The sequence below is a fragment of the Photobacterium sp. NCIMB 13483 genome, from assembly GCF_003025475.1.
In the GTDB taxonomy this organism is placed as follows: Bacteria; Pseudomonadota; Gammaproteobacteria; order Enterobacterales; family Vibrionaceae; genus Photobacterium; species Photobacterium piscicola.
The window spans coordinates 1-19857 of the sequence record NZ_PYLV01000039.1 but is presented as its reverse complement, the minus strand read 5'-3'; the positions used below and the strand labels follow the sequence as shown (position 1 = coordinate 19857).

The following is a 19857-nucleotide window of genomic DNA, read 5'->3' as shown; positions in this document are numbered from 1 at the left end:
AAAGAGAAAGAAATTAATGAAAAAAAATTTTTTACAAAAAATATATTTATATTACATAAAGTTAAGAAAACCATCCTATCTGTTTACTTAATTTTCCCCTAACTTCACAGTTAAAACATAACACATTGATTTAAAATGTTTATTTTAAAAAAAACGACAAATCACTCGAGTAACTTCACAAAAATGAAATTTATACAAAAAATAAAAATCAACACTAGTAAATTGCAACTATATACAACATAAAATAAACATGAACATTAAATAGGCAAATTATTGCTCCTATTTTTAATGTGTTACGATAATTATCTTCATAACTTAGGAACAGTAATTAAATGAATGATGTCATCACATTAGGCAGTAAAACATCAACGGGTGGAGCGGTAATATCAGGTAACTCAAGTGTAATGATAAATGGGCAGCCAGTTGCGCTCATTGGTGATACAGCAACTTGTCTGTGTGGTCGGAAAAATTGCAAAGGCCAGGGACCAATCGTGGCTCAATCACCTCGAGCAGCCAATGTTAATGGCGTTAATTTTGCTCGCATCGGTGATCTTGTCAATACAGGGTGCGGTAGTTGTTTTCTTACTCCAAGCTCACATGCTGTTAGTCTTAGTACCAACACAGCTAAACCAGCAAATATGGGAAACAGCATCAAAATAGGAAACAACGTGCACATTAATGGCTAAATTAGATATTGCTCTCATCTATCACTATCAATGGCTTCGAACAGTGCTGATAGTGACTTTTTTATACTTTCAAATATTTGGTTCATTTAAATGAGCAATAACTTGCCTAACGAGCAAGTTATTGCCCACCTCAAGCAACTTCTTGCCCAGAAAAACTCAAAACACTGCAAAATTTAAATTAAAACAATATAAAACAATCAGTTAAAAAATAAAAACAACATGGCACACTTAATGCTTATACATCAGATATTCAATTTGTTTTTTAGCATATAAGGACATTACAATGCCAACTCCATGTTATATCTCTATCCAAGGTCGTACTCAGGGCAACATCACTGCGGGTGCATTCACTGCAAATTCTGTCGGCAACATTTATGTTGAAGGCCACGAAGACCAAATGTTAGTGCAAGAGTTTAAGCATGTCGTGACCGTGCCAACTGATCCACAATCAGGTCAACCTGCTGGTCAGCGTGTCCATAAACCTTTCAAATTTACCGTGGCATTAAACAAAGCTGTGCCGTTGATGTACAACGCATTGGCATCAGGTGAAATGCTGCCAACGGTTGAACTTAAGTGGTACCGCACCTCTGTTGAAGGTAAGCAAGAGCATTACTTCACAACTACGTTAACCGATGCAACGATTGTGAATATCGACAATCAAATGCCACATTGCCAAGATTCAACTAAAGCTGATTTCACTCAACTTATTGAAATCTCAATGGCTTACCGCAAAATTAATTGGGATCACACTGTCTCTGGCACATCGGGTGCTGATGACTGGCGCGCACCGTTAGAAGCGTAAGTATCACATAACTATTGCCCGCACTGTCATCCAGTGCGGGCTTTTAGCGTTTATGTCTTTGCTAAGGCATTTTTTGATCGCTTTAGCACAGGCTTAATTGAGGCAATATCATGGCACAACAAACAGGATTACAATTTACCTTTACCGTTGAAGGGCTTGACGCGTCAACATTTGCTGTGACTGAATTTAAAGGTAACGATACGTTGTCTTTGCCTTTTTCTTTTACGATCGATTTAGCCAGCCGAAACTCAAGTTTAACACCGCTTGAAACCATTGATCACAATGCAAAATTAACGGTTTGGCAGCACGGTGAATTACAGCAGCAATGGCATGGTATTGTGCGCCAATTTTCTCAAGGCGATACCGGCCACAGCCATACAATCTATCAAGTTGAATTTGTGCCACCTTTGGCGCGGTTAGCCTTGCGTCAAAATAGCCGTATTTTTCAAACACAAACAGTGCCAGAAATTATCTCTATCTTGCTGCAAGAAATGGGCATTAATGACTATGGTTTTGCGATCAGCCGCCAATTAGTACAGCGTGAATATTGCGTACAATACCGTGAAAGTGATTTAGCCTTTATTGATAGAATTGCCGCAGAAGAAGGGATTTTTTATTACTTCAATCACGACAATAACAAAAACACCCTCATTTTTAGTGACGATACCCAAACAGTAACCCGTTTAGCTGAGCCCCTAGCTTACAATAGCCGCAGTGGTGGTCGCAGTAGCGTACCGTTTATTCGAACTTTTGCGCGTAATACCCAAATTTGCTCATCATCCGTTCAGCTAAAAGATTACAGTTTTAAAAAGCCGGCTTATAGTTTTTTACAAACTTCAGTAGCGAAAGAAGCAGATTACCAACAAACCACCTATGAGCATTTTGATTACCCGGGTCGTTATAAAGACGATGCCAGTGGTAAACCTTTTGTGCAGTTTCGAATTGAATCGCTTCGACGCGATGCTCAGACCGCGAATGCCAAAAGTAATGTACCCACTATTCTTCCCGGCGTGAAATTTACGCTACAAGAGCATGATGATGACACCTGTAATCGTGACTGGTTGATCATTGCCGTCACCCATGTTGGTACTCAACCCCAAGCATTAGAAGAAGCCGGCGGCGAAGGCGCAACAACCTATAATAATGAGTTTGTTGTTATTCCCGCTCATCGTCCTTGGCGTCCGCCGTTTAATGCCAAACCCACCGTTGATGGCCCACAAATCGCGCTGGTTGTTGGGCCTGAAGGTGAAGAAATTTATTGTGATGAATTTGGGCGAGTCAAACTTCAATTTCCTTGGGATCGTTACAGTAACAGTGATGATAACGCCAGCTGTTGGGTACGCGTTTCACAAGGTTGGGCCGGTAGCCAATATGGTATGGTTGCCCTGCCTCGTGTAGGTCATGAAGTGATTGTCAGTTTTTTAGAAGGCGATCCTGATCAACCGATCATCACCGGCCGTACTTATCACGCCACTAATCAGCCTCCTTATGAGTTACCTGCCCATAAGACCCGCACTGTTTTACGCACTGAAACCCATCAAGGTGATGGCTATAACGAACTGCGTTTTGAAGACCAAGCAGGCAAAGAAGAGATCTACGTTCGAGCGCAAAAAGATGTCAATGTCTTAGTTGAAAATGACCGTATCGACAACATTAAACATGATTTACACCTTGATGTAGAAAATGAACGCTTTAGCCATATCAAAGTGAATGATCATGTAACGGTTGATGGTGAAAGTCGCCACCATGTTAAAGGTGACTCTACCCTCACCGTTGATGGCAACCTACACATGAAACAAGGTAAAGCCTTGTTACTCGATGCGGGTAATGAAGTGCACTTAAAAGCAGGCAGTAAAATTGTTATTGAAGCTGGTGCGGAGTTAACCCTTAAAGCTGGCGGTAGCTTTATCAAAATTGATGCATCTGGTGTGTCAATATCAGGAGCTGCAATTAACCTCAATTCAGGCGGTAGTGCAGGTAGTGGTTCAGGCTATGCGGGTATTTCGCCATTATTACCCGGAGCGGTTGAAGCGGCGGCTCAATTAGAGAAAGTATCTCCTCTCTTTTCGGCTGCTCTTTTAACAGCAAGCCGAGCAAATGTTCCGCTTTTGCCTCTGTGCGGTTTGCAGACTGACGGTCAATGCCAACGTGGGGAGCAATGTTTATGCAAGAAATAACAACCCAGAAATTAACCCAAGACATGATCCCAATACTTATTGATAGCGGATTTACGCTTTATCTCGTTATTGAGAGTATGGATGTAACCAATATAAGTGAACTCATCAAAAATGATGAAAAAGAAGCCCTATTTATCAACACGCGCTTCTCATCTGTAATGGATGCAAGCCCATATGTAGTTTGTCTTAATGACATCAACATTGATCTTCTAAATCATATACTCAAAGAACTCTCTGGAATAATCATTGTATCAACACTGCCACTTAACGAGGTAAGACACCTGTTATCACATTATTTAGAAGTGAACAGTGAAGAACTTGGCGCGACATATTTGAGATTCTATTCACCTAGTGTGTGCGTTTCATTATTAAAGCAGCAACCAGAAATATTCTATGGCTTTAGTGTTATTTTACCTCTAATGACACGGAATAATTGGGGTTATAGTGACTTTCAACAATATGATTTAAAAAAGAAAACAATAACCATTACTGATCATACAACACAAATCATGATGCTAAATCGTTGGGGGGCATGGTTAAGTTTACTCCCCACCTGGCAACAAAAAACAACAGAAGATATTTCAAAAGGCTCAGAAACTATAGAAACATTAGTCAGTAACCGATTGAGAGATCAAATGTTATTGGAGAAATGGCGCACATTACTCGCAGACAATATTCGAATTATTGGTACCGCAGAGTTTCAAGAATTACTACGCCAGCCTCTAGATGAGGATATTCGCTATGACACAGTAATTCAATTAATTGCCGCACTCCAGTTCTCATAGTGTCATAAAAAATATTTTCATGGGGATGTTAATACTGATGATGTAAATAGCGATCAATAAAATAATCGATGACAAAGCACTCAATTCTATTGATAAAAATCAGAACATAACACCAGAACCCTATCATCAATTAAATTAAGAAACGAAGAAATGAATAATTCAGACTCAACCTCTTCAACAGAGGATAGAAAAGTCACTCAGTTACCACCAAGTGATAAACAGCCGATTGGTGCTGATCAAATTTTATTTCCTAACAATATGAGAACGTGCTCGAAAGACACAAGTAACAAAGAGTACGAGGATATTGCTTACTTTATTGAAGGAAAGGCGTTTTATCTATTAGACGAATCAGCTTGTAATTATTTTAAACAAGCAGAAAAAAAACTTCAGGGTGCCAAAAATCCAGAAGAACTAATGAAAACCTTAGCTCAATCTAATATTCTTGGTGGTCTTCTCAGTGCTGATATCACGTCATTCATCGCTGACGTCGACAAGGCAGATTACCAAGAACTTGAAGAATGGCTTAATAATCCATTACCTCACCTCAATGAAAGTACTAACGCGTATGGTGCTGCTGAATGGGTAAAAGTACAAAAGAAAAAACGACAAGTCATTCTAGATAAAGCACAAGCAAAAGCGAAATCAGAAGGATATATCTTTGAAGATGGGTCACTTTATAGCTACCGAGAACCAAAAATAAAAAAAGCAATTAAACGTTACCTCGCCGCTAGAGAATCATTTCTGGAAGAATCCAATATCACTCCTCAGGCGCAACTTGAGATATTAAAAACACGCTTACAATCTCTCAACAAACTAAACATTGTTGGTGGTTACCATGTAAAAGAAGCAGCAGAATACGCTCAAAAATATTTATTAAAACAAATAGACAACACAGAAAAACAACTTGACGCGTTAACGACAAGCATAGAAGAACTTGCGATATTGGGTATAGCAACACCTGAACTAGCCTTAGCTGGACAAGAGGAGTTACAAGCAGGACAAGAACATTACGCTCAATATTTTGATTACTTAAAAAAAACCAAAGAATTTGAGGAGTCTCTTCACAAGCGACTAAAAACATTGTTAAAAGCAACAAACAGCTATGCAATACCACCTAATAGCCTTTTTAATAGAGAATATGAGGTGTTAAAGCAACAACAAAAAGAAGCTATAAACATTCACCTTTCAGCCATAAAGAATATTTTCAATATGTCTAGCTCACTTTTTTTACTGTGGGATGCGGAAGATTATCGTCAAAAACCAATAAAATATGTTGTGAAAGGTAATTTTCCTTTACGGGAATATATTCTTGGCAGCAAAAAAGAACAAACTGGCGAAGGAGAATTTGATCAATTACGCTACATTAGTCTCAATAACATACCTCAGCCAAATAATCGCGCCAATAAAGATATATCACCAGAAGAAAACTCTGGTGACACAATTGAGCGAATGTTAGATTGTAATGTTACAAAGTTAGCTATTGAAGATGAGTGGTTTGATAAAAAAGGTTTATTCAATGTAAATGCGTTTTGTGACGCGCTAAAACATAAAAATATTCTAGTAAAAAGCCTCGCCGAAAAGGAATCATCAAAAACATGGGGCGAAGCCGTTACTAAAGTTCTTTTTTCAGAAAAGTTAAAACAGCGTTTATCTCCTTTTGATGATAGTAAGCAAGCTCAATTTTTTAGAATGACGATGCTATCACTAGACACCGGGGTAGGAAATCCACTGGAGATTTCAGCGACGAGAAGTAATGGAAACAACATAGCCATTGAAGCTTTACCTATGGAAGTCCAATCTGAATTAATACTCGCTAAAGGTGAAGTTAATATAACCAAACTGTTAACAGGCAAACCTTTTATTAAAGTACCTAATAAAACTATTTCCGATACAGATCGGAACCAAAAAATAAAGCTTAAGTATTCCGATAAAGGCCAAGAAAAGATTATTAACTTTCAGTTTGGTGCATATCAGGCTCTTATGTACTGTAAAGCGTGGGGCTTTGCTGGAGCAAGTATCGCATTAGGTAGTAAAATTGAATTTGGCGAAGATGGCTTTATAATCCCAGATTTATTTCAAGTCAATGATGGGCAACTAACACACGACCTAGAATTAGGATTGAAGGCTGGTCTAGAACTAGGAGGCTTTCTTTTATGGTGTCCCCCATCAGGTTATCCCGATTTTTTAGTTGATAAAACAAAACGCGCACATCAATTAATCAAAGGCGCTTTAAAACTCGAAAGTAGTATAACCGCCGAAGTACCGATTCGCTTTCGTTTTGCCAATAAGAAATTATCGATTGGTATTAGTATTGGCCCCCCCTCTACCAAACTGTCTTTTGAGGGAGAAATCAATCCAAGCATGGTCGGAGCATGTGTTTGGCAGTTTCAGCGATTATTAAGACAAGCACACTATCATCGCATTGATATTGTTGAAAATGATGAAACGTTTAAACAACTATCTCTGTTGAGTAAAGGGATTCTTTACAGTCAATTAAACATTGGTTTATTTTTAGCAAAACAAAAAGATACCTTCGACAAAATTTTAGACATTTTCGAACAAAGTCCTGCTGGGTTAGTCGCCTACACCTTAATTAACGGTGATGATAATATATTAGCAGAATGGACACGATTCTTAGTCCCCGAAGCCTTAGGGCCGCTATTGTCTACATTAGTATCTTCACCAAGCAGATTTAATGTTAAAGATGATATATTGGGTGATATCGAAATTGAAAAAGATGAAGCATTACTGATGCAACAATTGGCACTGTGTAAAGTGATTCATTGGCTTGGTAATGACCATATCATGAGCACAGAGCAAAAAGCCGCAACCAGACAAATGCAAAAAGCGCTTGAGAGAATGAACCCTGATAGCACAGTGTCGAAATTAGATGATGTGAAAAAGAATGATTTCCTTGTCAACAGACGCACTATTATAAAATTCATGGAAAAGCACTTTGATGTAGACATGGAAAAGACCTATAACATTAAAAACTCAACAAATCTCTACAACTATTTAGGTAATAGTAAGTTTTATACAGAATTTGACGCATTAACAATCAAATTATTCGACACCTATTACAAAAACAAAGATAAGTACGCAAATGCCGCCTTTGATGAAGGGTTAGACCTTTTCAACAATACCCATAATTAAATTTCAATTATTACTATTGAGCATTTGAGCATTTGAGCATTTGAGCATTTGAGCATTTGAGCATTTGAGCATTTGAGCATTTGAGCATTTGAGCATTTGAGCATTTGAGCATTTTTAGACTAACAAAATCATGGTTACAACACATATGAACTTAAGGATTAATGAATAATGCAAAAGATAAAAATAGGCTATCGATGGTTATTATGTCTGTGCTTATTGTTTGTTTCACAAACACAGGCTCAAACATTCCCAGCACCAAACACTATGTCTGTTGAAGATGCCTATCAATTAGGGGATTTACTTGTAGACCAATATAAAATAAAACAAGGGCAACCTTATTTGAAATACGCGGCAGACAAGGGTAATGCAAAAGCAGCCTTAGCTTATTCCAGAAGTTTTAAAACAAACATTATGGTTCAAAGCCCTAAACAACATGAATATGCAGTTAAGGCAGCTAAACTTGGAAGTGATGATGCTAAATTTGCTCTTTCATTTCCCAGTAATGTGTTCGGCGATCAAGCGTTGTACAGAGAGGAGCAGATAAATACATTAAAAACAAGAGCAGAGAAAGGTGATGCAAAAGCCATGTATAGATTATCACTTCTGTATTCTGGCTCAGAAGACATGGAATGGAAGGAGAAAGCGGCTGAGCATGGTGATGCAAATGCACAATATGAACTAGGTAGACGTTATGAAGTCGGTAAAGGCTGGTTTTTCATACCAGGCAACCGAGAAAAAGAAGTAAAACGTTTATACAAAGCCTCTGCTGAACAGGGTAACTTTAGGGGAATGGTAGGTTATGCATCAATTCTTTTTAAAGAAGGAAAGAGAAAAGAAGCGTTAGATATTTGGATAAAAATGGCGAATACTGGAGATGCTACTTCTATAAGATTTCTTGCTTCACGATACCTAAATTCATTACCACAAATCACTTACCCAAAAAAAGACGAAGTGCTTGGTGCTGCTTATTCGAAAATATATTTAGACTCGATGGGCACAGATAAAGAGCATGACCTTTATGATATTTATAAAGAAGAATACCTTGAAACTATGAGTCGTTTATCAGAAGCCCAGAAAGAACAAGTCAACGACTTTGCTGAAGAGTTCTTAAAGAAACATACAGTGAGAACGCTTTACTAAGCCTTTTCTACCCTATCATTAACAGCCTTGAACGCTTCCTCTAATGGGAGCGTTTTGCGCTGATGAGCACCAAACACATAAAACCTAAACAACTGATTTATAAATAATTCGCCTATGTATTTAAGCTTTCAAGCAAATTATTGCCCAGCAATTTTTCAATGTAGCTTTGTATGCGGTAATTAATGAATAATGCAAAAGATAAAAATAGGTTATCGGTGGCTGTTATGTACCACACAGGCACAAATAACTATATTGGTTAACCTCTAAAACTGTGGCCAGTATTTGTTGACCACTACACTACCCTCATGTAGTGGTACATTAAATTTGCTGCAACGCGCAACGAAAGCCATTTGACGGGTAATATTTATCTCGAACTATATCCTCTCCTAATCGATATGTCGTTAGTTCTCCTCCTCTCATGACTTTTTTAACCCCTGCCGATGGACCTTGAGGATCGAATTCAGGGGAGTGTTGATAATAATCTTCGCTATACCAGTCATTAACCCACTCTTTTACATTTCCAGCCATATCATACAAACCTAATGGATTTGGCGGATACAATTTAATTTGATTTAAATCTATAGAGCTACCAATATTCCATTCATCTTTTGTGTAGTCTACATACCTACTACCATCAACCAAATGCTGGTCACCTTTACGTTGGATGTAACCGTTATTAGTTCCATAGTAAATATGCTTTCCACGATTTCTAGCTGCATATTCCCATTGTGCTTCTGTGGGTAAGTCAATCGGATAATCTGTTAACTCACCCAACCATAAACAATAATCCTTTGCCTCTTGCCATGCTTTAGTCGGTGCCGCTAAATCTTTAAACTTATCGTCAGGAAGATCATATTTTTCTCTCATTTCAGATTTTACAACGGCGCGATGATGGACTCGTTGAAATGCATCAAAACCGTGATAAGTCGTTTCATGATTTGCTAATGAATAGTTACTTAAGGTCACTTTATGTATAAAGTTAGAGCCAGTTTTAAAATTGGAAATAGTCGTATTACACTTAGCATCTGGCGACCAATCCATTCTATCCGTAGAAATGGGACTACAAGGTGCTTTAAATGCCCCCATCATGAAAGTTCCACCTTTGATAAACACCATGCTTTCTAGTGATTCAACAGCAACAGCCACGATTTGATGTTGAAGTTTGGTATCTGCATCAGGGTAAAGCTTTTTTACTTTCGCTTCTATTTGATTGATTTTTTCAGCTGGTACCGTTTTACTGGTTACTGAAGCCGTTGTCTCTCCATTACATGCTGTTAATACACATGTGCTTATTAATATACTCAGATATTTTCTATACATCACTTAACCCAACCTTCCTTATTCTTATCCATTCATTAAACAACGCTCATAGTTTTTAAATATTTTTACTTAGACTTTCTAATTGTGAAAATTTTAATGCTAAGCCTTTTATTTCACTATTAAGTTGTTGAAGCTCTTTTTGTACTTCTGGCTGATTTTTATTAATTAGTTGTTGCTCAATATAATCAATTCTTCCATAAACAGGTGATAAACCAATCGCGTAATCGTTGAGATCTTCTGATAATGAGGCCATTTTATTGTTTCGGCTTTGGCTCATTGTTTGTTGTAAGTTTGCAATATTGGTTCTGGTAAGCTTAAAACGTCGATATTGTGTCTCAAACCGCTTTTGAATATCGGCAATATGCGTTTGATTTGGTTCTATTTGTATATCAGTCACAGGGTGTAAAGATAAAGGAATACTCAGTGATTTATTCACACTAGACACAGGGAACGAATCTTGATCATCCACCATAGGCGTTGTGGGCTCTAAATACCCTTTAATCACAAAAACCGATAATCCTACTAGTAAACCTAAGCAAAATATCCAATATGGACATATGCGGTGTTTATTCTTATGCGATGGTAATTCAGGCGGAATATCATCCACCTTATCCATCTGCTTTTCTTCAACTAACGCTATTGGCTTTATATTCCCTTCAAGATAATCGACATGTTCAAAAATCACATAGCTAATGGCTTCTAAATCAGGAACATGTTGAGGATGGACATCAAGAAACAGTTCATAAATTTCTTTACAACAACGCTCACAACGATAAAGATCTTTTAATTGTGACTGCTTAGGTTCTAATCGACGTAAGTCATCACCTAATCTGGCAATCAACCAACGATAGAGATCTGCACATTTTATGAGATTGGCATCGTTATTATTATAAAGGTGCATCAGCGCAGCAAGTTGAAGTTCAAGCCCATTGGCAAGCCCACCTATCCCACTCTCTTTTACTAATGCTGTCGTATAATAAAGTGTCGTCAGAAAGTTTAATCCGTCAGTGCGAGCAAGATCCTCACACAACATCTTAATTTTATCCCAATCGATTTTTCCATAGGATGGATTATTAAGGCGATTAATCTCATCTCTAATCAATTGATATCTTGTTGAATTTCTAAGTGTGCTTTCGTCATCCACAAACGTAAATTGTCGACCTTGATAAAATCCCATCGTACTCAATGGTTACTACTCCCCGTAAAAATAGATCAAACGCTGTGACAAAGCACATATGTTATTTCGTACTACCTACAACGAGCTATATTATGCAATTATCAAGCCAATAGTAGAAATAACAAACCATTGAAATTAAAGAAATATTTTTCTTCACATCCATTTCAGGCAATAACTTGCTCAATATGAGCAACATCTTGCCCGTTGAGCAATAAATGGCCCAGCATAAGCAACAACTCGCCCACAACCATTTCCACCTAAAATAAACACCTTTAAAAACAATAAGTTATATTAAATAAAATCTTGGCATGCATCCTGCTTTAAGTACAAATATATTCTAACTTATTAATATAAAGGACATTACAATGCCAACTCCTTGTTATATCTCTATCCAAGGTCGTACTCAGGGCAACATCACCGCAGGTTCATTTACCGCTGATTCAGTCGGTAACATTTACGTTGAAGGCCACGAAGACCAAATGTTAGTGCAAGAGTTTAAGCATGTCGTGACCGTGCCAACTGATCCACAATCAGGTCAACCTGCTGGCCAACGTGTTCATAAACCTTTTAAATTTACTGTGGCATTAAACAAATCTGTACCACTGATGTATAACGCATTGGCTTCTGGTGAAATGCTGCCAACGGTTGAACTTAAGTGGTACCGCACTTCTGTTGAAGGTAAACAAGAGCATTACTTCACAACCACGTTAACTGATGCAACGATTGTGAATATCGACAATCAAATGCCACATTGCCAAGATTCAACTAAAGCTGATTTCACTCAGCTGATCGAAATCTCAATGGCTTACCGCAAAATTAATTGGGATCACACGGTTTCTGGCACATCGGGTGCTGATGACTGGCGCGCCCCGCTAGAAGCGTAAGAATCAAATAATTATTGCCCGCACAGTTATCCAGCGCGGGCTTTTATATCTTTGTTAAAACATTATTTACTGTTATTACAGAGGATCCGCTAGAAATTAGCCCTATATATCCTGACCTCATTAGCATGTATTTACTGTAAGTAACCGTATTATTAATATGAATATCATTGAATTTAAGCTTGGCAATATTACTTATCACTTTACCGTTTCAAAACAGCAAGAAGCATTGTTATCATTAACAGATGAAGTCACTATCGATCTAGCGACATGGCAAGGATTTTCTGAAGCATTAGATGCCTCTATTTTAAAAGCTATTCCTAAAGCGCTAACACCTCCATCAACACAAGAAATTAAGCATGCCCAAACTATTGCACACGAACTAAATCTCTCTCTACCAGAGAATTACACTAAACAAGTTATCGTATGCCGACAATTTATTCAGCAGCACCTTATTGCTCATCAACGGTTATTATCAATGTTTAATAACGTAAAAGGTAAATTACTAAAATAGCAATTTAATAACTAATACGATTAATGCAACTAATAGATACGGCGATTATTATAATAAAAAATAGATCAACAAAGGTTAATATATTGATTTGCAAATAAAACTAATGGCGTATCGTTCGTGTTTGTAGTATTGAATACAGCCTAGAACGTTATACTTGAGGTATAAATCTCAAGTACTTTTATAATAATTAGAATTTCATAAGAATTGGAACTCAATAATAAAAATAACTTTCTTATTAAGTCCCAATAAAGAATTAGATAATCTTAACACCTTCCGTTTCAAGCACACTGTTAGCACCTGCACGATCGATGATCTTAACGAGAACAGATTGAATAGTTTCATCTTCTCGAACGTCATTTTCACTCACAAACTTTTGTTCTTGAGGCTCAGCGCCTTCTGCAAGCGTAAAGGTAACAACCACTTCCGTTGCAATATTCGATGTTTTACCAAAGTAGGCAAAAGAAAGCTGAGGGTAACCTTTAAAGCCTTTTTTAACTTGTTTTGCGATACGTTTTTTAGCTTTATCTACATTCATCATTAACCCTTGCTTATTATCGAATAAAATCAAAATGGTACCAAAACATAATACGTTGATTATAGCGACGATAATACTTAAATTATGCATTAAGCAGCGTAAAACCACTCTGGAGGAGATCGTTTGGTCCATTTAGCAAAGGCTGCCTTGTCACCACGATAAAAATTACGATAAGCCTCAATCGCATTCGCTTCTACTTTATAATCATTTGGCATGGCCTGAGCAAATGGCGTTAATCCTATAGCATCATACGAATGACGCTCAATCTCTACCAACACCGCAATTGATTTATGATCAGTTGTTTTATTGTACCTAAATTTATATTCTTTATTTAATGCTAACGTTAATGCTTTTAACCAGAGAAAATTATCATAAGATTGCTCAACCCAAAGCACGCAGGGATGATTCATATGGGTTGATTTATACGGTGTCGTAAATCCTTTTTTATTAAGCGCCGTACATAAAAGCTGCACGCTTTCTAAAATCATTTTAACCACATGCTGATCACAATGATATTGAGCACATTTTTCAATATCATGATCTAAAATAAAAATATTCATCACATCATCCCTTATTGAACATACTAATAGCTTAGCTCAATATAAAATGCTGCTCGTGGATTTTATATCTCTATTTCAGTGTACTGACGTTGATAATGCGCTAACAGTTGTTGTATTCCCGTTATCGGAATCTCTAATGTTGCAGTATTTGTAAAGGGATGACACTGTATGGATGAGTAATTAAATATACTTTTATCAATAATTAATTCAACCGCTGCTTGTGTATCTTTAACAATATCCAAAATAGAAACAGAGCCCGCACTGGTGCCTAAGTATTTCTCTAAGCGATTACCGGATGCGAAACTTAAACCTGAAACGTTTAACATTTGGCTTAATCTTTTAAAATCAACGGTTTTATCGTCCATCATAATAATTAAGAAATGACGATTACCTTTCTTATTTTTAATAAACAGATTTTTGGTTGCTGCACCATCAATATCTAAAGCTAATAAGTGCGCTTGCTCACAATTAAACACCGCAGGATGCTGAAACTTTTTATAATCAATGCCTAGCTCATCAAGTATCTTATATATATTCATGCTTAACTCCATTTTAGCGAATATTTAAATACTTTATTACTATTTCATTTATTACCCTCTAAGTAAATATGAATAATAACAAGTATCGAACTAATCGCGATAAATCAGCCGCAATGTATTTTTAATAACCAGGAAATTTTAAATAATAAGGGGATGTAAAATAAGGAAGGAGTACAGTAGTTTTTTATTGATCAAATAGGGCCTAATCATTATTAGACCCTAAGATCATCATATCTATTGCTACCTACACGGTAAACAATGATAGTAATGCAGTTAACGGTCAACCATTAACTCAGTGCTGCATCTTACTTATAAAAAGCTTCAACAGTGCCTTTTAGCGTAATAAGCATTGGGTTACCGCGACGATCTAATGCTTTAGGTGACGGTACTTTTACCCAACCTTCACTGATGCAGTATTCTTCAACATCAAAACGCTCTTTACCGTTAAGTAGAATGCCAATTTCGAATTCAAAAGCAGCTTCTAGGAAGTGTGGGCTACGAGGATTACCAGAAAGGTGATCAGGTAAAGTTGGTCGTGATGTAGTATCGGTCATGATGGTGCCTGTTGAAAATAAAAAGTGCGCTATTGTAGACAATCTCGGACTAACGCTCAAGAGCTGTATTAATAGAACTAAAAACTAAGCATTAAATGACTGCAATGCAATCATAGCCGCATCTGCTTTCGTCGCCTGAACAAAAATATGATCATGGTAATAAGCAGCAACTACATTCGCGCTAATATTATGCTCGGCTAACTTCGCCGACACCGCAGCAGTTAGCCCTACCGCCTCTAAACTTGAATGAACCGTTAATGTAATTTGACGAAAAGAGCCACTAAACGCTAATTGTGCCTTCTCAGCTACCTTTTTTTCAAGGATCAGCGTTAGCCCTTCCGCTTCTATAAACGTAGCTTTTGGCTGTAAATCAACATACTCTTTTAGCTCACCTGTAACCGTACAGAAAACAAACTCTGACTCGATTAGAATAGGTTTCATTGAGGCTAACAATTCACTTAACTCTGTAATACCTGACATAACTTATCTCTCTCCATGATAATTAAATATCAATAAATGTTTAACCCATATTTGATTAAACATTTATCGCATTAAGCTCATATCTTTATACAGAGATTGACTGAGTTTCAAGTGTTTTTGTTACTCGACAAGGATTCCCAACCGCTACACTATTAATTGGAATATTACGGGTTACCACGCTACCCGCCCCTATCACGCAATTATCACCAATGGTTACCCCTGGTAATATCGACACATTGCCACCAATCCAGACATTATTACCAATGCTGACATTCGCGCCATATTCTTGATGTTGACGTTCAATAGGATCTAAAGGATGCGTAGCCGTTGAAATCATCACATGGGGACCAATCAGCACATTATTGCCAATCGTGACTTTGCAGACATCAAGAATGGTTAAATTATGGTTTGAATAAAAATTACTGCCGACTTCAATGTTATAGCCATAATCACAGAAGAAATTTGGCTCAATGTGAGCTCTGTCTTTAATGATCAATAATGCTTTTAATATCGCCATTTGATCTTCAAGCTGCGTAGGATCAGCGATATTAAAGCGATGACAAACAGATTTAGCATGCATTCGATCAACAAAGAGTTGTTCATCACCCGCGTTATAAGCAAGGCCGGCTAACATTTTGTCTTTTTCGTTCATGGTGACTTTCCAGAGTAAAATAAAGCCACCATTAAAGTGTATTTCTCAATTTTAGTATGTGTGCTATTACTCAATTATGAAAAATCACTCAAGTTAAGTGCCATTATTTCAATCACATAATGACACTTATTATTTATAATGATTACTCAGGTAATACCCAATCCGGACGAGGAAAATGACAGGTATAGCCATTGGGTTGATGCAACAAATAATCTTGATGTTCAGACTCGGCATGCCAAAAATCACCGGCAGGCACAATTTCCGTCACGATTGGTGCAGGCCATACACCAGAAGCATCCATCCGTTTAATCAAATCTTCAGCAATGATTTTTTGCTCATTAGAAGTATAAAAAATAGCTGAGCGATAAGATGTACCAAGATCATTACCTTGACGATTTACGGTCGATGGATCGTGTATTTGAAAGAAATAAGCGAGGATTTTAGTAAAATTAGTCTGTGTGGTATCAAAGATAATCTCAATCGCTTCAGCATGAGTTCCATGATTGCGATAGGTAGCATTATCAACATCACCACCCGTATAACCGACCTGCGTTGCGATCACGCCCTGTTGACGACGAATAAGATCTTGCATACCCCAAAAACACCCACCAGCCAGTATTGCTTTTTCAATACTCATATCACCACTCCTATTGCCACATTGCGTGAACTTATGACTTTTCATACAACCATAAGTTGATATTTATCGCAATTAGAACTTGAAAATACCACTCACAAATTAGTGATGGTTGTGTGAGCGAATATCATTAATGAGTTAGCTAGACGGCTAACTCATTGTTGGAAAAAGTAAGCTAGATTAATTACGTTTTTTAGTCCAAGCAAACTGTTCAAACATAGGGCCTACTGGTGTTTTAGCTACATGATTTGTGTAGTTACTGATCACTTTTTGCGATAGACCTAGGATAATTTCAAGTACTTGCTGCTGGCCGTAACCTGCTGCAAAAAATGCATCCATTTGCTCGTTAGACACGTTACCACGTTCACGAACCATCGCTAATGTGAAATCATGCAATGCTTGTAGTTTTTCTGTTGGCATTGCCTCTTCATTACGCAGTGCTTCGGTTAATGCAGGATCAACTTTCATCGAGTGCGCAATAGCAGTATGTGCTGGTACACAGAAAGTACACTCATGCTCTACGTTAATAGTTTGCCACACAACCGTTAGCTCTTCTGCATCAAATGAGCAATTCATAAATATCTGGTGAAGCTGTTGGTACGCTTTCAGTGTTTCTGGCGACTCTGCCATTACCGCAAATAAGCCAGGTACTGCGCCCATTTGTTTCACAGCACCTTCTAACATTGGTTTACTTTTTTCTGGCGCGGTTTCTACTGTGTGAAAAATAAATTTGCTCATCTTCAATACTCCAATCGTTGTTCAAAATAAAGGGAAATATTATGTGATACTCCACCAAAAGAAGCCGTGTTCCCTACCTACGAATTGAACTATAACGGACACTGAACGATCGTTCAAGCAATAAATTGAACGACCGTTCAAAACGCTAACCACTTCATCTTTATCATACTGATTATAAATGATTTATTTTTCTAATTTTGTATTGCTCTTTAATCAACAGGCATAATACTAAGCAAATTAATCTTTACCTAGTCACCCACTACCACTACAATTGAACGAGTGTTCATATATAAATTTACAAGATCATATTATGGCAAAGACAGCAAAATTTGACCGCCAAGAAGTAATAAAAAAAGCCACCAATTTATATTGGAAAAAAGGCTTTCACGCGACATCAATGCGTAATCTGCAAGACGAAATTGATATGCGACCGGGAAGTATTTATTCAGCTTTCAATAATAAAGAGGGATTATTCAAGGAAGTACTGCGTAACTATACCAATATGGGGCTTACGCAGATTGAAGCATTAAGAAATGTGCTCGACACGCCTATCGAAGTATTAAAGGCATTTGTCAAAGCACAAGTTATCGACACCCAAACTAATGCACCAAACGGTGTCTGCATGCTTGCCAAAACCATAGGAGAATTAACGTCGGAAAATCAAGAACTAATCGATGTGACCAAAGATTGTCTTAACGAAATTTTACTAGCGTTTACTACGCTGATTAAAGAAGCCCAAGCGCAAGGAATTATTGATGCAAGTAAAGATGCTGAAGAATTAGCGAGCTACGTACAAATTCAAATAACGGGTTTGCGTACCTTCGCTAAAGTAAATAATAATGAAACAATACTTCACAGAAAAATAGACGATATATTTAACCACTACCCGTTTGTTTAAGTGTTTCGATACGGTTAATGAATCAGTCTGAAGTGATCAAGTAAAACTGTACATCTTTATAGGTGTTTACATTAAGCGGCGGCTTCCATCATCACTGGCGATAAATTATGGGTGTCTTTTGTTTTTGCGTTTGTTTCTTTGTAAAGAATCGTGATCGTTGAGTTTAGCATTCATTCAGCCCAATAGCCGTCATCTCGGAAGTTGAGGCACGAGGCTATCCGTGATCTACTAAACGCGTGATCGAGCCTTAAAGACATCAATTAAACACATTAAATTTTGCAGATAAACATAAGCGCTACAACATGTGGACAGGTAGATCCCCTATCGCCCTCACTGACATTAACTGTATGGAATGTCGATAATCAACCTTGATATAGCATAATAGTTATCTGTTTTTTAAAGAAAAAGTTATGGGTGTTCTATGTTTCAACGTTTGTTTCTTTGTGAAAATCGTGATCGTTGAGTTTTGCATCCACTCAGCCCAATATCCGTCATCTCGGAAGTCGAGGCACGAGGCTATCCGTGATCTACTCAACGCGTGATCGAGCCTTAAAGACACCAATTAAACATATTAAATTTCGCAGATAAACATAAACACTACAACATATGGACAGGTAGATCCCCTATCGCCCTCACTGACATTAACTGTATGGAATGACGATAATTAGCCTTGATATAGTGTAATAATTATCTGTTCTCTAAAAGAAAAGTTATGGGTGTCCTATGTTTCATTCAACCTCCAGTGTTTTGCAACCTAATCAGTGACCTGCTTTGATTCAATTTTATCGTAAAGCCTTTTAATTACACTGTTAATTACACAATCTAGGTTCGAAAGTGCACCTCTTTTTACACCATAATCAATCGTCGGTATAAGTGATTGTATTTGTTCTGACAAACATTTCAGACCACAGAGTTCACTCGAAAAATAATCATCTATATTATTAAAGTCATAACGTGACTGCATATCATAAAAGAAGGCTTGAATTTCTTTTGAACTCCAGTTCATTAATGCGTTTTGGAAGTCTTTGGAAGTAAAATCTTGAAGAAAAGCTGTGTGTGCCAACTTTATATCAATCTCTCCGCGAACAGACATATAGTCACGAATGAAATCACTAACAAACGATCGGCTTTTTGCTTTTGTGCGTTCAGCCTTAAACTTTTCGATATATGTTCTAAACAACTGATTCAATTCATCATCACGAACATAAGTATGTAGATCATGTCCTAAATCTCGATAATTTAGATCAAGTGAAAAATTGTTTTCTTCAAGCAATGCTACAACTTTAGAGCGAAAGGTATTCGCTTGCTCTTCGACATATCCCGCAGTCAGCATGTAAAAGTAAAGTCCGCAGCAACGTATCCAAAAAAGTAGCTCATCAGGGTTTGGTTTAAATACTTCTTTTTTGAGTACCTCAATATTTTTCTGAAACCAGTCTTCATTTTTATCTCTAAAGCTGTAGCCTAGAAATAATTCAATAGCTTCAGTGCTTGTTGGTATATTAAGCTTGTTGTGGCTTAATGAACTTGTACACCTAAATAGGATAAAATACTCTTAATATCAAAATGGTGTACATAATGAAAAAAGCTCGAACAACTTATTCAGTCGCATTCAAGCACGATGCTGCTAATTTA

20 protein-coding genes are annotated in these 19857 nt (G+C 37.3%); 9 read left to right on the top strand and 11 right to left on the bottom strand.

The annotated features are described in order from the left end of the window. Positions 1-332 precede the first annotated feature (332 nt). The 6 genes from C9I86_RS19265 (at position 333) to C9I86_RS19240 (ending at position 8743) form a co-directional block, all read left to right on the top strand. Complete coding sequence (locus tag C9I86_RS19265) at positions 333-686, top strand: PAAR domain-containing protein (protein WP_107277220.1); 354 nt, start codon at positions 333-335, stop codon at positions 684-686. A 283-nt stretch (positions 687-969) separates the two neighbouring features. Then, a complete protein-coding gene (locus tag C9I86_RS19260) occupies positions 970-1488 on the top strand; it encodes an Hcp family type VI secretion system effector (RefSeq protein WP_107277219.1) in 519 nt (172 codons plus the stop codon). Positions 1489-1598: 110 nt separating this feature from the next. After that, positions 1599-3665 carry a type VI secretion system Vgr family protein gene (locus C9I86_RS19255; protein WP_107277218.1) on the top strand — a complete coding sequence of 689 codons (2067 nt, stop codon included), beginning with the start codon at positions 1599-1601 and terminating at the stop codon, positions 3663-3665. Continuing rightward, the gene (locus C9I86_RS19250; protein ID WP_158258974.1) at positions 3653-4450 is read left to right on the top strand and encodes a DUF4123 domain-containing protein; all 798 of its coding nucleotides are present in this window, start codon (positions 3653-3655) and stop codon (positions 4448-4450) included. The genes C9I86_RS19255 and C9I86_RS19250 overlap by 13 nt, the downstream gene beginning before the upstream one ends. A gap of 150 nt (positions 4451-4600) precedes the next feature. Then, positions 4601-7603 (top strand): hypothetical protein, encoded by a 3003-nt coding sequence (locus C9I86_RS19245; RefSeq protein WP_107277216.1) that lies wholly within the window; start codon positions 4601-4603, stop codon positions 7601-7603. A gap of 168 nt (positions 7604-7771) precedes the next feature. Beyond that, positions 7772-8743 (top strand): tetratricopeptide repeat protein, encoded by a 972-nt coding sequence (locus C9I86_RS19240; RefSeq protein WP_107277215.1) that lies wholly within the window; start codon positions 7772-7774, stop codon positions 8741-8743. 318 nt (positions 8744-9061) lie between these two features. Here C9I86_RS19240 and C9I86_RS19235 read toward each other — a convergent pair whose 3' ends face one another. Next, a complete protein-coding gene (locus C9I86_RS19235; protein WP_107277214.1) occupies positions 9062-10063 on the bottom strand; it encodes an SUMF1/EgtB/PvdO family nonheme iron enzyme in 1002 nt (333 codons plus the stop codon). A 55-nt stretch (positions 10064-10118) separates the two neighbouring features. Continuing rightward, positions 10119-11240, bottom strand: coding sequence for a type VI secretion system ImpA family N-terminal domain-containing protein (locus C9I86_RS19230; RefSeq protein WP_107277213.1), 1122 nt, complete (start codon positions 11238-11240; stop codon positions 10119-10121). Positions 11241-11605: 365 nt separating this feature from the next. Between C9I86_RS19230 and C9I86_RS19225 the strand changes: the two genes are divergently transcribed. Together C9I86_RS19225 and C9I86_RS19220 are read left to right on the top strand one after the other, a co-directional pair. Further along, a complete protein-coding gene (locus tag C9I86_RS19225) occupies positions 11606-12124 on the top strand; it encodes an Hcp family type VI secretion system effector (RefSeq protein ID WP_107277212.1) in 519 nt (172 codons plus the stop codon). 157 nt (positions 12125-12281) lie between these two features. Next, positions 12282-12635: a hypothetical protein gene (locus C9I86_RS19220; protein ID WP_107277211.1), complete on the top strand. Its 354-nt coding sequence runs from the start codon at positions 12282-12284 to the stop codon at positions 12633-12635. 253 nt (positions 12636-12888) lie between these two features. On the opposite strand, the gene C9I86_RS19215 is transcribed toward C9I86_RS19220, so the two are convergent. The 8 genes from C9I86_RS19215 to C9I86_RS19180 form a co-directional block, all read right to left on the bottom strand. Further along, positions 12889-13170: a hypothetical protein gene (locus C9I86_RS19215; RefSeq protein WP_080156562.1), complete on the bottom strand. Its 282-nt coding sequence runs from the start codon at positions 13168-13170 to the stop codon at positions 12889-12891. An 89-nt stretch (positions 13171-13259) separates the two neighbouring features. Further along, positions 13260-13730, bottom strand: a complete 471-nt coding sequence (locus C9I86_RS19210) for a pyrimidine dimer DNA glycosylase/endonuclease V (RefSeq protein WP_080156148.1) — start codon at positions 13728-13730, stop codon at positions 13260-13262. 62 nt (positions 13731-13792) lie between these two features. After that, on the bottom strand, positions 13793-14269 hold the full coding sequence (locus C9I86_RS19205; protein WP_158258972.1) for a prolyl-tRNA synthetase associated domain-containing protein: 477 nt from the start codon (positions 14267-14269) through the stop codon (positions 13793-13795). A gap of 305 nt (positions 14270-14574) precedes the next feature. Beyond that, positions 14575-14823 (bottom strand): DUF3297 family protein, encoded by a 249-nt coding sequence (locus tag C9I86_RS19200; RefSeq protein ID WP_080156150.1) that lies wholly within the window; start codon positions 14821-14823, stop codon positions 14575-14577. A gap of 84 nt (positions 14824-14907) precedes the next feature. Beyond that, positions 14908-15303: an ACT domain-containing protein gene (locus tag C9I86_RS19195; RefSeq protein ID WP_107277209.1), complete on the bottom strand. Its 396-nt coding sequence runs from the start codon at positions 15301-15303 to the stop codon at positions 14908-14910. 85 nt (positions 15304-15388) lie between these two features. Continuing rightward, positions 15389-15955 (bottom strand): sugar O-acetyltransferase, encoded by a 567-nt coding sequence (locus tag C9I86_RS19190; protein WP_107277208.1) that lies wholly within the window; start codon positions 15953-15955, stop codon positions 15389-15391. 142 nt (positions 15956-16097) lie between these two features. Beyond that, positions 16098-16592, bottom strand: a complete 495-nt coding sequence (msrA, locus tag C9I86_RS19185; protein ID WP_107249951.1) for a peptide-methionine (S)-S-oxide reductase MsrA — start codon at positions 16590-16592, stop codon at positions 16098-16100. 177 nt (positions 16593-16769) lie between these two features. Continuing rightward, on the bottom strand, positions 16770-17327 hold the full coding sequence (locus C9I86_RS19180) for a carboxymuconolactone decarboxylase family protein (protein WP_045040945.1): 558 nt from the start codon (positions 17325-17327) through the stop codon (positions 16770-16772). A gap of 310 nt (positions 17328-17637) precedes the next feature. Here C9I86_RS19180 and C9I86_RS19175 point away from each other — a divergent pair, with 310 nt between their 5' ends. After that, positions 17638-18225, top strand: coding sequence for a TetR/AcrR family transcriptional regulator (locus C9I86_RS19175; protein WP_107277207.1), 588 nt, complete (start codon positions 17638-17640; stop codon positions 18223-18225). 754 nt (positions 18226-18979) lie between these two features. On the opposite strand, the gene C9I86_RS19170 is transcribed toward C9I86_RS19175, so the two are convergent. Further along, the gene (locus tag C9I86_RS19170) at positions 18980-19558 is read right to left on the bottom strand and encodes a hypothetical protein (protein ID WP_107277206.1); all 579 of its coding nucleotides are present in this window, start codon (positions 19556-19558) and stop codon (positions 18980-18982) included. Positions 19559-19857 lie beyond the last annotated feature (299 nt).

What these genes read in the sequence shown, in the direction of transcription:
- C9I86_RS19265 (WP_107277220.1), top strand. Translation starts at nt 333, where the DNA reads ATGAATGATGTCATCACATTAGGCAGTAAAACATCAACGGGTGGAGCG.
- C9I86_RS19260 (WP_107277219.1), top strand. Translation starts at nt 970, where the DNA reads ATGCCAACTCCATGTTATATCTCTATCCAAGGTCGTACTCAGGGCAAC.
- C9I86_RS19255 (WP_107277218.1), top strand. Translation starts at nt 1,599, where the DNA reads ATGGCACAACAAACAGGATTACAATTTACCTTTACCGTTGAAGGGCTT.
- C9I86_RS19250 (WP_158258974.1), top strand. Translation starts at nt 3,653, where the DNA reads ATGCAAGAAATAACAACCCAGAAATTAACCCAAGACATGATCCCAATA.
- C9I86_RS19245 (WP_107277216.1), top strand. Translation starts at nt 4,601, where the DNA reads ATGAATAATTCAGACTCAACCTCTTCAACAGAGGATAGAAAAGTCACT.
- C9I86_RS19240 (WP_107277215.1), top strand. Translation starts at nt 7,772, where the DNA reads ATGCAAAAGATAAAAATAGGCTATCGATGGTTATTATGTCTGTGCTTA.
- C9I86_RS19235 (WP_107277214.1), bottom strand. Translation starts at nt 10,063, where the DNA reads ATGTATAGAAAATATCTGAGTATATTAATAAGCACATGTGTATTAACA.
- C9I86_RS19230 (WP_107277213.1), bottom strand. Translation starts at nt 11,240, where the DNA reads ATGGGATTTTATCAAGGTCGACAATTTACGTTTGTGGATGACGAAAGC.
- C9I86_RS19225 (WP_107277212.1), top strand. Translation starts at nt 11,606, where the DNA reads ATGCCAACTCCTTGTTATATCTCTATCCAAGGTCGTACTCAGGGCAAC.
- C9I86_RS19220 (WP_107277211.1), top strand. Translation starts at nt 12,282, where the DNA reads ATGAATATCATTGAATTTAAGCTTGGCAATATTACTTATCACTTTACC.
- C9I86_RS19215 (WP_080156562.1), bottom strand. Translation starts at nt 13,170, where the DNA reads ATGAATGTAGATAAAGCTAAAAAACGTATCGCAAAACAAGTTAAAAAA.
- C9I86_RS19210 (WP_080156148.1), bottom strand. Translation starts at nt 13,730, where the DNA reads ATGAATATTTTTATTTTAGATCATGATATTGAAAAATGTGCTCAATAT.
- C9I86_RS19205 (WP_158258972.1), bottom strand. Translation starts at nt 14,269, where the DNA reads ATGAATATATATAAGATACTTGATGAGCTAGGCATTGATTATAAAAAG.
- C9I86_RS19200 (WP_080156150.1), bottom strand. Translation starts at nt 14,823, where the DNA reads ATGACCGATACTACATCACGACCAACTTTACCTGATCACCTTTCTGGT.
- C9I86_RS19195 (WP_107277209.1), bottom strand. Translation starts at nt 15,303, where the DNA reads ATGTCAGGTATTACAGAGTTAAGTGAATTGTTAGCCTCAATGAAACCT.
- C9I86_RS19190 (WP_107277208.1), bottom strand. Translation starts at nt 15,955, where the DNA reads ATGAACGAAAAAGACAAAATGTTAGCCGGCCTTGCTTATAACGCGGGT.
- msrA (WP_107249951.1), bottom strand. Translation starts at nt 16,592, where the DNA reads ATGAGTATTGAAAAAGCAATACTGGCTGGTGGGTGTTTTTGGGGTATG.
- C9I86_RS19180 (WP_045040945.1), bottom strand. Translation starts at nt 17,327, where the DNA reads ATGAGCAAATTTATTTTTCACACAGTAGAAACCGCGCCAGAAAAAAGT.
- C9I86_RS19175 (WP_107277207.1), top strand. Translation starts at nt 17,638, where the DNA reads ATGGCAAAGACAGCAAAATTTGACCGCCAAGAAGTAATAAAAAAAGCC.
- C9I86_RS19170 (WP_107277206.1), bottom strand. Translation starts at nt 19,558, where the DNA reads ATGCTGACTGCGGGATATGTCGAAGAGCAAGCGAATACCTTTCGCTCT.